At 63.7% G+C, this 16,285-nt stretch carries 13 protein-coding genes; 4 read left to right on the plus strand and 9 right to left on the minus strand.

Going from position 1 to position 16,285, the window contains the following annotated elements; genetic code table 11:
* The first annotated feature begins 79 nt into the window (after window positions 1-79).
* The 3 genes from AC2FME_RS00735 to AC2FME_RS00745 all read left to right on the plus strand — a co-directional run bounded on the left by AC2FME_RS00735 (window position 80) and on the right by AC2FME_RS00745 (window position 3,778).
* The gene (locus AC2FME_RS00735; protein WP_496678111.1) at window positions 80-652 is read left to right on the plus strand and encodes a lipid-binding SYLF domain-containing protein; all 573 of its coding nucleotides are present in this window, start codon (window positions 80-82) and stop codon (window positions 650-652) included.
* A 159-nt stretch (window positions 653-811) separates the two neighbouring features.
* A complete protein-coding gene (locus AC2FME_RS00740; RefSeq protein ID WP_496799347.1) occupies window positions 812-3,274 on the plus strand; it encodes a penicillin acylase family protein in 2,463 nt (820 codons plus the stop codon).
* Between the two features lie 108 nt (window positions 3,275-3,382).
* Window positions 3,383-3,778, plus strand: a complete 396-nt coding sequence (locus AC2FME_RS00745) for an SgcJ/EcaC family oxidoreductase (protein WP_496711418.1) — start codon at window positions 3,383-3,385, stop codon at window positions 3,776-3,778.
* A 3-nt stretch (window positions 3,779-3,781) separates the two neighbouring features.
* On the opposite strand, the gene hflX is transcribed toward AC2FME_RS00745, so the two are convergent.
* The 4 genes from hflX to trkA all read right to left on the minus strand — a co-directional run bounded on the left by hflX (window position 3,782) and on the right by trkA (window position 8,329).
* Entirely contained in the window at window positions 3,782-5,053 is a 1,272-nt protein-coding gene (hflX, locus tag AC2FME_RS00750; RefSeq protein ID WP_496799348.1) for a GTPase HflX, read from the minus strand.
* Window positions 5,053-5,292, minus strand: a complete 240-nt coding sequence (gene hfq / locus AC2FME_RS00755) for an RNA chaperone Hfq (RefSeq protein WP_005982826.1) — start codon at window positions 5,290-5,292, stop codon at window positions 5,053-5,055. Before hfq ends, hflX begins: the two co-directional genes overlap by 1 nt.
* A 122-nt stretch (window positions 5,293-5,414) precedes the next feature.
* Complete coding sequence (locus AC2FME_RS00760) at window positions 5,415-6,953, minus strand: TrkH family potassium uptake protein (protein ID WP_496686224.1); 1,539 nt, start codon at window positions 6,951-6,953, stop codon at window positions 5,415-5,417.
* Window positions 6,953-8,329 (minus strand): Trk system potassium transporter TrkA, encoded by a 1,377-nt coding sequence (gene trkA / locus AC2FME_RS00765; protein WP_496799349.1) that lies wholly within the window; start codon window positions 8,327-8,329, stop codon window positions 6,953-6,955. The genes AC2FME_RS00760 and trkA overlap by 1 nt, the downstream gene beginning before the upstream one ends.
* A gap of 96 nt (window positions 8,330-8,425) precedes the next feature.
* Between trkA and AC2FME_RS00770 the strand changes: the two genes are divergently transcribed.
* Entirely contained in the window at window positions 8,426-8,893 is a 468-nt protein-coding gene (locus AC2FME_RS00770) for a hypothetical protein (RefSeq protein WP_496678100.1), read from the plus strand.
* Window positions 8,894-8,956: 63 nt separating this feature from the next.
* Here the strand turns inward: AC2FME_RS00770 and ntrX are convergent, their stop codons facing one another.
* The 5 genes from ntrX to dusB form a co-directional block, all read right to left on the minus strand.
* Window positions 8,957-10,366 (minus strand): nitrogen assimilation response regulator NtrX, encoded by a 1,410-nt coding sequence (gene ntrX, locus AC2FME_RS00775; protein ID WP_496678099.1) that lies wholly within the window; start codon window positions 10,364-10,366, stop codon window positions 8,957-8,959.
* Window positions 10,363-12,654, minus strand: coding sequence for a sensor histidine kinase NtrY-like (locus AC2FME_RS00780; protein ID WP_496799350.1), 2,292 nt, complete (start codon window positions 12,652-12,654; stop codon window positions 10,363-10,365). The genes ntrX and AC2FME_RS00780 overlap by 4 nt, the downstream gene beginning before the upstream one ends.
* Before the next feature lie 96 nt (window positions 12,655-12,750).
* Window positions 12,751-14,118, minus strand: a complete 1,368-nt coding sequence (locus AC2FME_RS00785) for a response regulator (RefSeq protein ID WP_496686227.1) — start codon at window positions 14,116-14,118, stop codon at window positions 12,751-12,753.
* A 16-nt stretch (window positions 14,119-14,134) separates the two neighbouring features.
* Window positions 14,135-15,214, minus strand: a complete 1,080-nt coding sequence (locus AC2FME_RS00790; protein ID WP_496678094.1) for a two-component system sensor histidine kinase NtrB — start codon at window positions 15,212-15,214, stop codon at window positions 14,135-14,137.
* Window positions 15,211-16,194 carry a tRNA dihydrouridine synthase DusB gene (gene dusB / locus AC2FME_RS00795; RefSeq protein WP_496799351.1) on the minus strand — a complete coding sequence of 328 codons (984 nt, stop codon included), beginning with the start codon at window positions 16,192-16,194 and terminating at the stop codon, window positions 15,211-15,213. The genes AC2FME_RS00790 and dusB overlap by 4 nt, the downstream gene beginning before the upstream one ends.
* Window positions 16,195-16,285: the final 91 nt, after the last annotated feature.

Here is a 16,285-nt window from a genome sequence, read left to right on the forward strand (position 1 = left end):
CCCACGCTGTTCGGCGTATTCTTGCACACAAGACCGGGACCACCCGGCTTTTCAGGCACATCGACAGAGAAAAAGAAACATGAGCAGTTCCAACACACCACGACTGAGCCGTCGCGGCTTTGCCTTCGGCATGGCCGGACTGACCCTGACCGCCGCTTGCGGCAACGGCGTCGGCAATTCGAACGCGGCCACGATCGACGCCCGCGTCGATGCCACGCTGAACGAGATGTTCGCCCGGTATCCCAACACGGTCGAAATCGCCAACAAAGCCAACGGTATGCTGGTCATGCCGCTGATCACCGAGGCCGGATTCGTCTTTGGCGGCGGCTATGGTCGCGGCGCGCTGCGCATCAACGGTGCCACGGTCGATTACTACTCGTCCGTCAAGGGAACGGCGGGGCTGCAGATCGGCGCCCAGCAATATGCGCACGTTCTGTTCTTCATGACCCAGGACGCACTGAACGAGTTCCGCCGCTCGAGCGGTTGGACCGCGGGCGCCGATATCGGCTATGTGATCAGCGACGAGGGCGACCAGCTGTCGGCCGATCTGACCACCCTGCGCAAACCGGTTCTCGCTGCCGTCTTCGGTCAGGCCGGGCTGCAGATCGGCGCCACCGTAGAAGGAGTCAAATACACGCGCATCATCCCGTGATCATCCGAACAGGACCGGGCCCCAACCCTGCCCTCCGCGCGGCGTGACGGCAGGGTTTTTCATTTCCAGCCGGTATTTTCCGGGGGCGGGCTCTTTTGGTCGGCGGCGGCATGATTTAACCTCCGCCGCGATTGGATGGGTTGATTTGGGGCGCTGCTGATGGGTCTAGTCTTTCGCTGGTTGTTGCGGATCGCCTCGGGGCTGGTTGTTCTGGCGGTGGCCGCGATCGGGCTTGTCTATTACCTAGCCAGCCAATCCCTGCCCGACTATGACCAGACGCTGGAGGTCAAGGGCCTGTCGGCACCGGTCGAGATCGTGCGCGACAACGCCAACGTGCCGCACATCCTGGGCCAGTCCGACCCCGACGTCTTTTTCGGCCTTGGCTACGCCCACGCGCAGGACCGGCTGTGGCAGATGACCGTTATGCGCCGCACCGTCCAGGGACGCCTGTCCGAACTGTTCGGCCCGCGCACCGTCCAGATCGACAAGCTGATGCGGCGGCTGGACCTTTACACGCTGGCGCATCGGTCCTTGGAGGTTCAGGACGACTATACCAAGGCTGCCCTGCGCGCCTATGCGGCCGGGGTGAACGCGCGCCTCAACGAGATCAACGACCGCGCCTTGGGTCGTGGCGCGCCCGAAATGTTCCTGTTCGACGCTCCCGTGGCCCCCTGGCAACCCGGCGACAGCATTGCCCTGATCAAGCTCATGGCGGTGCAATTGTCCGGCCACCTGGCCGACGAGGTGCTTCGCGCGCGCGTATCGCTGATGTTGAACGATCCCGCGCGTCTGGCCGATATCCTGCCCGACGTGCCCGGTGACGGTATCGCCGCGCTGCCGGAATATTCCGCGCTTTTTCCCGGCATGCCACGCTATGCCCAAGGGACAGACATGCCGGATTCACCACTGTCACCCTTTCCCGAACGCGGTTTGGCGGGGGCGTCGAATGCCTGGTCTGCTGCGCCGTCTCGCTCGGCCAGCGGCGGCACCCTGTTGGCCAACGATCCGCATCTGGGCCTGACCGCGCCGGGGATCTGGTATCTGGCGCGGCTGGAACTGGCCAAGGGCGGCGTCATCGGCGCAACCATCCCCGGCATTCCGGCGGTTATGTCCGGACGCAGCGACCGGTTGGGATGGGGGCTGACCTCGTCCTACCTCGACGATCAGGACGTGCATATCGAAAAGATCAACCCCGACAACCCCGAGGAATACCTGACGCCCGACGGCTACAAACGCTTCAAGACGCGCCCCTCGATCATCGAAATCAAGGGCGCGCCACCGATCACCCTGACTCTGCGCTGGACCGAGAACGGCCCCGTCTTGCCCGGCACGCATTACAACCTAGAAACCATCACGCCGCCGGGCCATGTGGCTTCGCTGTCCTGGACGGCGCTCAGCCCGCGCGACACCTCGATTAGCGCCTCGATGGCCCTAATGAACGCGGACAGCGTTGGCGAAGCCATCGACGCGGCCGAGAAGTACATCGCGCCGTCCCAGAACCTGTCGGTGGTCGACAAGACGACCGTCGGCATGAAACTCATCGGCGCAATGCCAAGCCGCGACCTTAACAACCAGAGCCGCGGGCGCATCCCGACCCCGGGCTGGATCGCGGCAAACCGCTGGCAGGGCCGTCTGCCCTATTCCGACAACCCCGAATTTGTGGCGCCGACCGGCGGCGTTCTGGGCAACACCAACAACAAGATCATCGACCGGCCCTTCCCCCTGCATGTGTCCTATGAATGGGGCGATACGCAGCGAGTCCACCGCTGGGAATACCTGATGCAATCGCGCGAGGTGCACACCCGCGACAGCTTCATCGAGGCGCAACTGGACACGGTCAGCTTTACCGCGCGGTCACTGTTGCCGTTGATCGGTGCCGACCTGTGGTTCACCGGCGAGGCCGCGCCTGAAGGCACCCCCGAACGCCAGCGCCAGATTGCCTTGACCCTGCTAGCCGAATGGAACGGTGAAATGAACGAGCACCTGCCCGAGCCGCTGATCTATGCGGCCTGGGTCCGCGCGCTGCAAAACCGCCTAATCGCCGATGACCTCGGGCCACTGGCCAAGGAATTCAAGCATGTCGAGCCCTTGTTCATCGAACGCGTCTTCCGCGACATCGACGGGGCCTCGGCCTGGTGCGACGTCCGGCAGAGCGCACCGGTGGAAACCTGCACCGACATGGCCCGGCTGGCCTTGGACGACGCGCTGGTCTGGATTTCAGAGCGCTATGGCAGCCAACTGGAATCCCTGCGCTGGGGCGATGCCCACCAAGCCACCCATGACCACCCGGTGCTGGGCGAGGTTCCGGTACTGCGCTATTTCGTTAACATCCGCCAATCGACCAGCGGCGGCGACAACACCTTGCTGCGCGGGCGCACCTCGGGCGAAGGGCCGGATCCGTTCCAGAACGTGCACGGTGCGGGCTATCGCGGTGTCTATGACTTTGCCGACCCCGACAACTCGGTCTTCATCACGGCCACAGGGCAATCGGGCCACTTCCTGTCGCGCTACTATGACGATCAAGCGCAACTGTGGCGCCGGGGTGAGTACATTCCCATGTCGCTGGACCTGGATCTGGCCCGCGCCGCCGCCGTCGGGACCACCCACCTGATGCCGCAATAGGCGAGGTTTCGGCGGACCCCCGCCCCTTTTTTGCCGCCCCGTGGACGTGGCCCCGTGGGTTGGCCTACCATTCCGGAGCGCCCAGACCGTAGCGCGAGGGGGAAAATAATGGCCAGTTTGCGCGATACCCTGAACAATCTTGCCCGCGACTATGCCATCGCCTGGAGCTCGGGTGACGCCGATGCCGTAGCCGAATTCTTTACGTCGGATGGGCAGATCACGATCAATCGCGGCGACCCCATCGTCGGGCGCGCGGCCATAGCGGACATGGCGCGCGGTTTTCATACCGACTTTCCCGATCTTGAGGTGCGCTGCGATATGCTGCGATGGGCCGGTTGCCACGCCATTTTCGTCTGGACCCTTGAAGGGCATCATGCCCAGACCGGCAATGCAGTCATCACACGCGGCTGGGAAGAATGGGAGCTGGATGCAGATTACAAAATCCAGTCGTCGTCGGACTGGTTCGATGCCGACGACCATCAGCGCCAGATCAACGGGGCCTGAGCGTCAGAGGCCCGCGAACTGGTTGGCCTGCTTGTCGGTCCACAGAACGGTGATCTCGAACCCGTTCTCAGTCTGTTTTTCGCCGCGCACCACGTCCTGCCGGAACAGCCAGGCACGCTTGTTGCCATCGGCAAACCCCAGTTTCAGAACCTCTTCCCGGCGCACGCCCTGCAGGATCGTGGCAATCTCGGTCAGCAGCGGATCGATCCCATCGCCGGTCACGGCCGAGATCGGGAACACCGCCGGATCGCGCCCGGCCCGCGCCTGCACGGCTTGCCGGTCTTCATCGGACAGCAGGTCGATCTTATTCCAGACTTCAAGCTGAGGGCGGGTATCGTCCACACCCAGCGAGGCCATGATCGTGCGCACATCCTCGGCCTGCTCCTCGGTCTCGGCATGACTGATGTCGCGCACATGCACGATCAGGTCGGCGGCCAGAACCTCCTCGAGCGTGGCGCGGAAGGCCGCGACCAGTTCGGTCGGCAGGTTCGAGATGAATCCCACCGTGTCCGACAAGATCACCTCGGGCCCGTCGGGCAGTTCGATCCGGCGCATGGTCGGGTCCAGCGTGGCAAACAGCATGTCCTTGGCCATGACTTCGGCCCCGGTCAGGCGGTTGAACAGCGTGGATTTGCCCGCGTTGGTGTAGCCGACCAGCGCCACGATCGGATAGGGAACCTTGGCCCGCGCGGCCCGGTGGAGCGTCCGTGTCTTCACGACCTTCTGCAACTGACGGCGCAAGCGCACCAATTGATCGTCGATCGCACGACGGTCGGCCTCGATCTGGGTTTCCCCCGGTCCACCGACAAAGCCCAGCCCACCGCGCTGACGTTCCAGGTGGGTCCAGGCCCGCACCAGTCGCGTGCGCTGATAGCTGAGCGCGGCCATCTCGACCTGCAACACGCCCTCACGCGTGCGGGCGCGGTCCGAGAAGATCTCAAGGATCAACCCCGTTCGGTCGAGAATCTTGACCTTCCAAGCCTTCTCCAGATTGCGCTGCTGAACCGGCGTGACCGGCCCGTCGATCAGGACCAGCTCGGTTTCGTTTTCAGCAAAACGCGCGCCCAGTTCCTCGATCTTGCCGCTGCCGAACAGCAGGCCGGGCTGCGCCCGCGGCAGGCGCACGATCTCGGACCCGATCACATCTAGATCGGGCAAAGCGGCAGCCAGTGCCACCGCCTCTTCCAGCGCCGGAACGGGATCACGGCGCTGGTCATCTGACTTGATATCGGGATGCAGCACCCAAGCCCGGGTGCGCCTCCGGTCATGTTCCATCAAGAGGCGTCTTCGCCCTCATACAGGTTGATCGGCTGTGAGGGCATTATGGTCGAGATCGCGTGCTTGTAGACAAGCTGCGACTGTCCGTCGCGGCGCAGCAGCACGCAGAAATTGTCGAACCAGGTGATGACACCCTGCAATTTCACGCCGTTGATCAGGAAAATCGTAACGGGAACCTTTGCTTTCCGTACATTGTTCAGGAAGGCATCCTGAAGATTCTGTCTGTCCGAAGCCATATTTTGTTATCTCGCCGTTGTTCTTGCTTACGCGCTGCGGACCAACGCGCTCCCTCCGCGCGAGTATGGAGTGACACGAACAGATATTCCAGATGAAAAATCAGGCAGTAACCCGAAGCGCTTCAATCGCGCCACAGGCTGGGCGTGATCAGCGCGATGATCGCCAGCGTTTCCAGCCGCCCGATCACCATCGCGGCACACAGTGACAGTTTGGCCCCCGCCGACAGATCGATCAGCCGCAACGGCACGTCCGTTGCCAGTTCGATCAGCGGGCCCGTCGTGCTCAGCGCGGCGACGCTCAGAACCATGGCCTGCTCGAAGCCCACCCCTTCGGCGGCCAGCAGAACGTCGAAGACCGCCAGCGCCAAGGCAAAGATCATCAGGAAGATCCACGCGATGTAAGCCCCCTGGCTTTGGATGCGGCGATTGCCCGCCCCCGCGCCGCTGACCGAAGACGGATGGATCAGGCGGTCCAACTCGCGCGCGCCGTTCAGATACAGCGCATAGACCCGCAACAGCTTGACCCCGCCCGCAGTCGTGGCCACGCCGCCACCGATCAGCGCCAGCCCCATAAGAACCAGCCCCGGCGTCCCCAGGCCCGACAACTGCTGTGCATCGTTCCAATAGGAACTTTCGAACCCGGCGGTCGTCAGGAAGGACAGCACCGTGAACAGCATGCCCCAGATCACGTTCAAAACCTGCAACCCGGTGGCCTGGCCTCCTATCTCAGCCATGCCGGCCAAGGCCCGGAACACCAGCAAGGCCGCGACCGCAACCACGATCAGCAGGCCAATGCGGAACTCGGGGTCCTTGTCGAGACGGCTATGACCGGAAACCGCCGTATCGGTCGAAAAGGTCAACCGCGACAGAGCGAAAAACAGAAACAGGAACAGGATGGCCTCGCCCGTGATCCCCGCGGTCGATCCTTCCAGGCCACCAACGGGTGAAATCCCCGACGTCGCCATGATTGACATCGCATGGCAAATCGCCGTCAGACCCTGTTCGTCCGCGATCAGCAGCAGGATCCAAATCACGGCCGTCAGCCCCGCATAAACCGGTGTCAGGGTCCGAGCCACGCGAAACAGCCGGCCGCGGGGATCGGCCAGTTCGCTCTGCGCCACGCCTGAGACCGGCCGCCCCGGTTCACCGCGTGCGGTGATCTCGAACCCGCCCAGGGACAGAGGTGCAAGGATGGCCGCCGCAGAGACCCACATCAGCAGCCCGCCCATCCAGCCGACCAGCGCACGCCACAGATGCACCGGGGCCGACAGGCGGCCGGGATCACTGAAAAGATCGGCTCCGGTGGTCGTCACGGCACTGACCATGTCGAAATAGGCATTCAGAAAGCGCGTGTTCCCCAGCGCGTCATGCATCGGCACCGCCAGAAAGACCGGCAGCACGGTCAGCGTGGCCAACAGCACCGCCAGTTGGCCCAACGTGCCCCTGCGCGGCCGCCGATTGGACAGGGCCAATCCGATGATCGACACCAGAAACACCCCGATCAGGCCGGAATAGAAAAAGGACTGCGACGTATGATGGTCGTTCAGTGCCAACGCATAGATCGCCGGAATCCACATCGCCAGCGACGCGACACCCCAGATCAGCAGGAACAGGGGCAAGCGTTGAAAAACGCCGATCCGTCCGGTGCGCGCGACGGCCATCAGAAGAAATCGATCGACACCTGCAACAGGCGTTCGACCTCGGGTACGTCACTGGCCATGGCGAAAATCGCAAGCACATCCTTTTCCTCGATCCGCAGAGCGCCGGACGGCCGCAGCACCTCGTCGCCGCGGCGCAATGCGCCGACCAGTACACCTTCGGGGAAAGCGATGTCGCGCAGTTTCTGCCCGGCAAGCGGCGAGGTCGACAGGACCTCGGCCTCAATCACCTCGGCCTCGGCGTCGCCGATCGAATAGACCTGCCGCACGCGGCCATGCCGGATGTGGCGCAGGATCGAACTGACCGTGGTTGCGCGCGGGTTGATATAGGCGTCGATCCCCAACGGGCCGGTCAAGGCCGCCATGCTGGGATCGTTGATCAGCGCAATCGCCAGCGGACAACCCTCGGCCTTGGCCCGCACCGCCGACAACATGTTGGTCCGGTCGTCATCGGTGACGGCCAGCATGGCGTCGGCCCGCTCGATCCCGGCCTCGCGCAGCAACGCGGCATCCAGACCGTCGCCATTCAGAACGATCGTGCGCTCCAACGCCTCGGCGGCCTTCTCGGCGCAGCGCCGATCGCGCTCGATCACCTTGGTCCGGATCCGACCCTCGCGCTCTTCCAGCGTGCGCGCAACCTCGAGCCCGACATTGCCGCCACCGACGATGACCACGCGGTCCTGCTTTTTCTGCGTTTTGCCGAAGACCTCCATCGTGCGGTCGACGTCCTTGACGTGGGTAAAGACGTAGCATTCGTCGCCCACGAACAGCTGATCTTCGGATTCCGGCGCAAACAGCGTGCCGTCGCGCCGCACCCCCACCACAATCGCGCTGAGAGTCGAGAACAGATCGGTCAACTGACGCAAAGGGGTGTTCACGATGGGGCAGTCTTCATCCAGCCGGATGCCCAGCAGTTGCGCCATGCCGTCCATGAACAGCTCGGTGTCGAAGGCTGCCGGCGCCGACAGGCGCCGCATGGCCGCGGCGGCCACTTCGCGCTCGGGGCTGATCACCACGTCGATGGGCAGATGGTCGCGCCGGTACAGATCGCGGTGAATCGCTTCGAGATAGGATTTCGCACGCAGCCGGGCAATCTTGCGCTGGATCGAGAACACCGAATGCGCCATCTGGCAGGTGACCATGTTCACCTCGTCCGAATGGGTGGCGGCGATGATCATGTCGGCGTCCCGCGCCCCGGCCTGCTCGAGTATGTCGGGATAGCTGGCGAAGCCCGAGACACCCTGCACGTCCAGCGTCTCGATCGCCCGGCGCACCAAATCCGGGTTGTTGTCCACGACGGTTACGTCGTTCAATTCGCCCGACAGGTGCCGCGCGATCTGCCAGCCGACCTGGCCGGCGCCGCAAATGATGACCTTCATTCCCTTGGCCCTTCTGCCTGAGCGTTTTGAATGACAGATGCCCCGAATACGGTCAATTGAATTGTCATGACCTTATCCGTGATGCAAGATCGAGGCATGAAGACCGTCTTGCTCAGCTGTCTGATCCTGCTTGCCGTGGCCGCCTGCGGTCCCCTGTCGATGTATTATCGCGAAGGCGCGAGCGTTACGCGTATGCAGGCCGATACCACCGAATGCCAGGTCGCGGCGCTGAACAAGGTGCCCGTGGCCAACCAGGTGCGTCAATCTCCGCCGGTCTACTGGCCGGGCCAGACCTATTGCGATGGCCGCGGACGTTGCTATCGCTCGGCCGGCTGGTGGGAGCCGGGGCGGGTCTACACCGTGGATGCAAACAAGGGCCTACGCGACACGGTCGAGGCGCAATGCATGGCGCGCAACGGATACCGGCCGGTCAGCCTGCCGCCCTGCAAGCAGAGCCAGAAACGCGGAGTTGCACCCCAGCGGACTACCACCCTGCCACCGCTGACCGGCAGCGCCTGCTATGTCAAATTCGACGACGGATCCTTCCAGATCATCACGCCCTGACAGGGACGACACCGGTTCGCGCATGCGCCGCAGGGGCATTCACCCCCGCAGGCATTCCGCCCGTCACTCGGCCGGTTCGGGTTCATCCACCCGTGCCACCCGGGCGCCGGATTTGCTTGAGGTGACCACACCCAGCGACTTCAGCTTGCGGTGCAGCGCGCTGCGCTCCATCCCCACAAAGCTGGCCGTACGGCTGATATTGCCGCCGAACCGGTTGATCTGGGTCAGCAGGTACTCACGTTCGAAGGCCTCGCGCGCCTCGCGCAGGGGCAAGGTTGCCAGCGCGCCCGACAGCACCACGCGGCCCGGCTCTTCGCTCTTGTCTTCGTCGCTGGGCAGTTCGCGCGCCTCGATGGGACCGCTGCCATCACCTAGGATCAACACTCGCTCGACCAGGTTTTTCAGCTGTCGCACGTTTCCGGGCCAGCTCATGGTCTGCAGCAGCGCCACCGCCTCGTCCGACAACTCGCGAACGGGCAGGCCCTGGGTCTCGTTGCAGATCTGGATGAAATGACGGGCCAGAACCGGGATATCCTCCCGCCGATCTTCCAGCGACGGCACCGCGATCGGAACCACGTTCAGACGGTGGTACAGCTCTTCGCGGAACCGCTCGGCCGCGATCTCGGCCTCGAGGTCGCGGTTGGTCGACGAGATCACCCGAAGATCGACCCGCACCTTGTCGCTGCCGCCGACGCGCTGGAACTGCTGATCCACCAGCACCCGCAGAATCTTGGACTGCGTGCCCAAAGGCATGTCGGCGACTTCGTCGAAATAGATCACACCGCCATGCGCCTGTTCGAGAAGACCGGATTCGATGCCGCGTTCCGGCGACTCGCGGCCGAACAGAACCTCTTCCACGCGCTCGGGTTCGATCCCGGCACAATTCACGGTCACGAAGGGGGCGTTGGCGCGATTGGAATGAGCGTGGATGTAGCGCGCGGCGATCTCCTTGCCCGACCCGGCCGGGCCGCGCAGCATCACCCGACCGTTCGACTTGGTCACCTTGTCCAACTGGGCCACCATGGCGCGGAACGCGGCCGAACTGCCGATCATCTCGGAACTGCTGACCTCATTGCGCTTGAGCGAGGCGTTCTCGCGGCGCAGGCGCGAGGTCTCCATGGCACGGCGGATAACCACCATCAACTGGTCGATGTTGAAGGGCTTTTCGATGAAGTCATAAGCGCCCTGCTTGATCGCGGCGACGGCGATTTCGATGTTGCCGTGCCCCGAGATGATAACCACCGGAATGTCGGGATTGTCGCGCCTGACCGCCTTCAGGATGTCGATGCCGTCCATCCGGCTGTCCTTGAGCCAGATATCCAGGATCAACAACCCCGGCGGCTCGGCGTTGATTGCGTTCATGCATTCGTCCGAGTTTGCGGCCAGCCGGGTGGTGTATCCTTCGTCCTCCAGAATGTCGGACACAAGTTCGCGAATATCGCGTTCGTCATCTACGATCAGAATGTCGCTCATCTTTGGCCTGCTTTCAGTGAGTTGGTTATTATTGCCTGTTTCTGCGGCGCTGCGCCTGGGACCGCGTCGGTCAACGGCAAGCGGATCACGGCCATCGCGCCAAAATGGTCCTGTCCGGCGAACACGGGGGCATCCTCGAGGGTCAGCGAACCGCCGTGTTCTTCAATGATCTTTTTGACGATGGGCAGGCCCAGACCCGTCCCCTCGTCGCGGGTGGTCACATAGGGTTCGAAAAGCTTGGCCCGATCCTCGGGCAGACCGATCCCGTTGTCCGCGATGGTGATCTGAACCCCGTCATCAACCGTTAGCACCACGACTCGGATCTGCGGCACCAAGTTCTCGGGGGCCCCTTTTTCTTTCAGTGTTTCAATCGCTTCGCCGGCATTCTTGATCAAGTTCGTCAAGGCCTGGCTCAGCATGGTCGCATCGACGTCGGCCAGCACCGGCTGATCCGGCAGATCGGCCGTGATCTCGACATCCGGCTGCCCAGCCTGTTGCAGCAAGACCGCCTCGCTGACCAGATTGACGACATCCTCCTGGCGCCGGTCCGGTTCGGGCATCCGCGCGAATTTCGAGAACTCGTCCACGATCCGGCGCAGGTCGTTGGTCTGGCGCACGATCACGTCGGTCATGGATTCCAGCGTGGCGCTGTCCTCGGGCTCCAGCTTGCGGGCAAACTTGCGTTTGATGCGCTCGGCACTCAGCTGGATTGGGGTCAGCGGGTTCTTGATCTCATGCGCGATCCGACGGGCCACGTCGCCCCAGGCCGCCATCCGCTGAGCGCTGACCAGGTCAGTCACGTCGTCAAACGCCACCACATACCCTTCAAGGCGGCCATCCTCGCCCCGACGCGTGGCCATGCGCACCAACAGGTTCTCCAACCGCCCCTTGCGGATCACCTTGACCTCGCCCTGAACGGCCTCCTGCGCGCCTTCCTTCAATTTCTCAAACAATGGCAGAAATTCAGGCACGGCAATGCCGATCTGCGGATGCTGGTCGCTGCCGGACCAGTCCAGCAGCCGTTCGGCCGACCGGTTCACGAATGTAACCCGCCCGTCAGAATCGACCCCGACGACACCCGACGTGACCGAGCTGAGTACCGAATCGAACAACCGCCGTCGGCTTTCGATCTGGCGGGTGTTTTCCAGCAACGTGTCGCGCTGCGCCTTCAACTGCCTGGTCATCTGGTTGAAATAGCGGCCCAGCATGGAAATCTCGTCATCGCTGGACTCTTCGATGACCTGCACGTCCAGATCACCGGCCCCGACCCGTTGCGCGGCGGTGGTCAGCCGCCCGACAGGCCGCGACAGACGTTCGGCAAACCACATGCCCAGCGACACCGCCGCCAGGATCAGGATCAACGCAAAGCCCAGATACAGCAAGCCAAACTCGAACAGAACCCGGCCCCGCTCGCGTTCGAGCTGTTGGTAGAACTGGGCGGTTTCCTTGGTGTCGTCCAGCAGCGTCAACAACCGTCCGTCCACCGCGCGGCTAACATACAGGTACCGGTCGGGGAAGGCCTCCAACGGGACCAGCGCGCGGAACTCGTTGTTGGGCCAGTCGGCGATGACCAGATGGCCCTGCGCGCGCGCCTGGTCGAACTGCTGCGGAGTCGGTCGTTCATAATTGAACAGATAGGACCGGTCGCCCCGAGCCCGGATCTCGCCGCTGCCGTCGATGACATAAGCTTCGCGTAGGCCGCGTTGGATCTGGGCCTGCCCCTGCGCCAATACCTCGCGCAGTTCGCCATCCGAGATGAAGAAATCCAGCGACCGCGCATTGTCCAGAAACCGGGCCAGCACAAGCGCATCCTGCGTCAGGCCCTGTCGGTGCTCCTGCTCATAGGCTTCGGCCGCCGCCAGCGACGAGCCCACCACCTGCCGCACCCGGTCCGAGAACCAGCCCTCGAGCCCGATATTCACCGTCAAGCCGGCAAAGATCGCCACGATCACCGTAGGCACGAGCGCAAGCAGCGTGAAGGCGCCGATCAGCCGCAGGTGCAGGCGGGACCCCGCCGATTTCGCACGCCGAGCGGCGACCAAGCGGCCCAACTGGCTGAGCACCAGGGCCGCCACGACAAGAACGTACACCAGATCTGCCAGAAGGATCAGCCGCAGCGACGGAGCGGTCGCGCCCAGATCGAACGGCCCGATCACCAGATAGGTCGCCAAGGCCAGGGCCGGCCCCAGAACCACCAAGCCCAACGTGCCGAAATTGCGAAACTTTCGGGACTTCCGCCACCGATCTAGGACAATCATCGGCCGGTTCTGTGCCCGGGTTGCCACCATCTGCCCTCATCCTGATGTGCCGCTTGCGCGACTTACCGCCATATGTCGTGGTCCTTGCCGGGCGCATGCCCGGATGCCACGGTTTGTGTGGCGATATTACATCAGTTTACGGCGACGTGTCACCTGAATATCGAGATCGGTGATTTTTTTGCGCAGCGTATTCCGGTTGATCCCCAAAAGATCGGCGCATTTCGCCTGGTTTCCGCCCGTTGCCTCCAGCGCGATTTCGATCAGCGGCGCCTCGACCTCGCGCAGGATGCGCTGGTACAGGCCCGGCGGCGGAAGCATGTTCCCGTGCAGGTCGAAATACCGCCGCAGATGGCGCGCGACCGACGACGACAGCTTTTCGCGCTCTCCCCCGCCCAACAGAGGCTCGGCCTCGGGCTGGCTGCCCAGAACCGCCTCAACCTCGGCCTTGGTGATCTCGTCAGACCGGCTGGTCAGGCTCAGCCGTCGGATGGCGTTTTCCAGCTGTCGCACGTTGCCCGGCCAGGAATAGCGGCGCACCAGTTCAACCGCCTCGGGCCCAAGCCAGCGTTTCACACCGGTGTCTCGCTCGTCCCGAGCCAGAAAATGCTCTGCCAGCAGCGGGATGTCGTCGACGCGCTCGCGCAGGGCGGGCACTTGGATCGTGGCCCCGCACAGGCGGTAATACAAGTCCTGCCGGATCTGGCCGCGTTCCATCGCCTCGGTCAGGTCGGTCTGGCTGGTGGCCATGAAACGCGGAACGTGATCGCCGGGCGTATCCATCATCCGCACGATACGGGCTTGGATCTCGTCGTCCAGATCGCCGATCTCGTCGAACAGAAGGGTCCCGCCGCGTACCCGCGCCATGACGCGCGCGGGGCCTTCAAGGTCGCTCAGATCCGCGGCGGCAGCCGTTACAAAGGGCAGCGTGCGCCGGTCCGAGAAATCGTGAATAGCCCGCGCGATCAACGATTTGCCGGTGCCGCTCTCGCCCGAGATCAGCACCGACAGATCCGTATTCATTACCCGCGCGACCAGACGGTACAGCGCCTGCATCGCCGGGGTACGACCGACCAGCGGCAGATCGTCGGGGCGCTCTTCGCTCGGCGTATCCGGCTCGGACCGTGCGCGCTGCTTGCGCTCGAGCGCGCGGGCGGTGCGCTTCATCAGGTCCGGCAGGTCGAACGGCTTGGGCAGATAGTCATAGGCATCCGCCTCGGCCGCCTGGATCGCCGTCATGATCGTGTTCTGAGCCGAGATCACGATCACCGGTAGGCCCGGCCGGTCCTGCGCGATCTTGGGCAGCATTTCCAGCCCGTTGCCATCAGGCATGACCACATCCGAGATCACCACGTCGCCCTTGCCCTCGCCGACCCAACGCATCAGCGTTGTCAGGGACGAGGTCGCATGCACCTTGCAGCCCGCCCGCGTCAGGGCCTGGGTCAGAACCGTCCGGATCGTTCTGTCATCATCTGCAACCAGTACCGTGCCATCCATCTGGTGTTCTCCTTGATTATTCTTTGTCCTGCCCTGCCTCGCGCGGCGCGCGGCGCAGCGACAGCCGGAAGACCGTCCGCCCCGGCACCGACTCGGCCGTGATCCAACCGTCGTGGTCGGACACGATCTTGCTGACCAGCGCCAAACCCAGCCCGGTCCCGTTTTCCTTGCCGGATACGAACGGGTCGAAAATGTCGCTGCGGATGTCCTCGGGCAGGCCCGGGCCATTATCGATGATCTCGATCTGCAGCGGCAGCGAGTGGCCCGACCCATCACTGCGCCGCAGACGGAAGGAATGTTCGAAATAAGTGTGCAGGCGGATCGTCCCGCCCTCGGGACCGGCCGCCTCGGACGCGTTCTTGAGCAGGTTCAGAACCACCTGCAGCAACTGATCCGGGTCACCATAAGCCAGTGGCAACGAGGGGTCGTAATCCTCGATGATGGTCATGTCGGCTCCAAAGCCCAGCAGCGCCGAGCGGCGCGCGCGGTCCAGAACATCGTGGATGTTGACCGGCTTGAAGTCGGGGCGCGATAGGTTTCCGAACTGCTCAACCTGTTCGAGCAGCTTCACGATCCGGCGGCTTTCGGCCACGATAAGATCTGTAAGTTCAAGGTCTTGTGGGCCGATATTCATGCTCAACAACTGCGCAGCACCGGTGATCCCGGCCAGCGGGTTCTTGATTTCGTGGGCCAGCATCTCGGCCATGCCGATCGCCGACTGTGCCGCCGATTTGACCGTGTTGCCGCGGGTCATGCGGCTGGCCAGTTCGCGCGGCGAGACGATCATGATCATGGACCCCGGATGCCCCAGCAACGGCGCGATCTGCAACGCGCATTGCAGCGGCGCGCGATTGCCCGAACCCACATCCACATCATTCACGAACAGCGGCGTGCCCTGCTGGCGGGCGCGCGTGAAAGCCTCTTCCAACGGCGCGTCCACGGCGATCTGGTCCCAGACCGGATGCCCGACCACCGATTTGCGTGAGGCGTTCAGGAACCCCTCACCCGAGGAATTGATATCGGCGATGCGATCCTCGGGGTCGATAATGAAGGCCGGAACCGGCAGAGAAGCCCAGATGACCTGATCCGAAATCATGCTGCCACCTCGGCGTTTTCCGTCAACGCGTCGCCGATCAGCCGCAGAACCTCGGCCGGATCGCGCGAGGTCAGGACCACGCGGCGCAGCGACGCCGGCGTTCTGGCCTCGTCCATGTACCAGCCCAGATGCTTGCGCGCGACGCGCAGCCCCAGATCGGCGCCATAGAACCCCAGCATCGCCTCGTAATGCGCCCGCACTATGTCGGCCAGATCGTCACCTTCGGGAACCTCTGGCGCCGGTGTCCCCCACAGCTCGTGCGCGATCTGCGCAAGCAGCCACGGTTTGCCCTGCGCTCCACGGCCGACCATGACGCCATCCGCACCCGACCGCTCCAGCGCTGTCTGCGCACGTCCGGGGCTGGTGATGTCGCCATTGGCCACAACCGGAATGCTGACAGACTCTTTGACCGCGCGGATCGCGGCCCAATCCGCCTCGCCCTTGTAGAACTGACAGCGCGTGCGCCCGTGGATCGTCACCATCTGAACGCCGGCCTCCTGCGCCCGCCGCGCCACGTCCGGCGCGTTCAGCAGAGTGTCGTCCCACCCCAGCCGGGTCTTGAGAGTCACCGGAACGTCCACCGCGCCCACGACCGCCTCGATAAGGGTCAGGGCGTGGTCGGGCGTCTTCAGCAGCGCCGAGCCGGAATAGCCGTTCGTCACCTTCTTGGCCGGGCAGCCCATGTTGATGTCGATCACCCGCGCGCCCCGATCGGCGACCTGCCGCGCGGCCTCGGCCATCCAATAGGCGTCGCGCCCGGCCAGCTGTACGGCAGTGTTTTCCACATCAGCCGATAGCTCGGCCCGTTCGCGCACGCCCGGCTTGGCCTGCACCATCTCCTGGCTGGCGACCATCTCGCTGACCACCATCCCGGCGCCGAACCGCATAACGAGGTCGCGAAAGGGCCGGTCGGTGATTCCGGCCATCGGCGCCAGCAGAACCGGCGGGGTCACAATTTTCTCGGCAATGCGCAGCGTCAACGTGCCTAATCCTTAAGCATTTGCGGTTTTCATATCGAATCCGGCCCGTATGAACAACAAAACCACGGCCCGCAAGCCCGCAAAATCATCA

It is taken from the genome of Ruegeria sp. BHSC026 (assembly GCF_059613065.1).

Bases quoted from the DNA above. Each gene is read 5' to 3' on its own strand.
- AC2FME_RS00735 (WP_496678111.1), top strand. From the start codon at position 80: ATGAGCAGTTCCAACACACCACGACTGAGCCGTCGCGGCTTTGCCTTC.
- AC2FME_RS00740 (WP_496799347.1), top strand. From the start codon at position 812: ATGGGTCTAGTCTTTCGCTGGTTGTTGCGGATCGCCTCGGGGCTGGTT.
- AC2FME_RS00745 (WP_496711418.1), top strand. From the start codon at position 3,383: ATGGCCAGTTTGCGCGATACCCTGAACAATCTTGCCCGCGACTATGCC.
- hflX (WP_496799348.1), bottom strand. From the start codon at position 5,053: ATGGAACATGACCGGAGGCGCACCCGGGCTTGGGTGCTGCATCCCGAT.
- hfq (WP_005982826.1), bottom strand. From the start codon at position 5,292: ATGGCTTCGGACAGACAGAATCTTCAGGATGCCTTCCTGAACAATGTA.
- AC2FME_RS00760 (WP_496686224.1), bottom strand. From the start codon at position 6,953: ATGGCCGTCGCGCGCACCGGACGGATCGGCGTTTTTCAACGCTTGCCC.
- trkA (WP_496799349.1), bottom strand. From the start codon at position 8,329: ATGAAGGTCATCATTTGCGGCGCCGGCCAGGTCGGCTGGCAGATCGCG.
- AC2FME_RS00770 (WP_496678100.1), top strand. From the start codon at position 8,426: ATGAAGACCGTCTTGCTCAGCTGTCTGATCCTGCTTGCCGTGGCCGCC.
- ntrX (WP_496678099.1), bottom strand. From the start codon at position 10,366: ATGAGCGACATTCTGATCGTAGATGACGAACGCGATATTCGCGAACTT.
- AC2FME_RS00780 (WP_496799350.1), bottom strand. From the start codon at position 12,654: ATGGTGGCAACCCGGGCACAGAACCGGCCGATGATTGTCCTAGATCGG.
- AC2FME_RS00785 (WP_496686227.1), bottom strand. From the start codon at position 14,118: ATGGATGGCACGGTACTGGTTGCAGATGATGACAGAACGATCCGGACG.
- AC2FME_RS00790 (WP_496678094.1), bottom strand. From the start codon at position 15,214: ATGATTTCGGATCAGGTCATCTGGGCTTCTCTGCCGGTTCCGGCCTTC.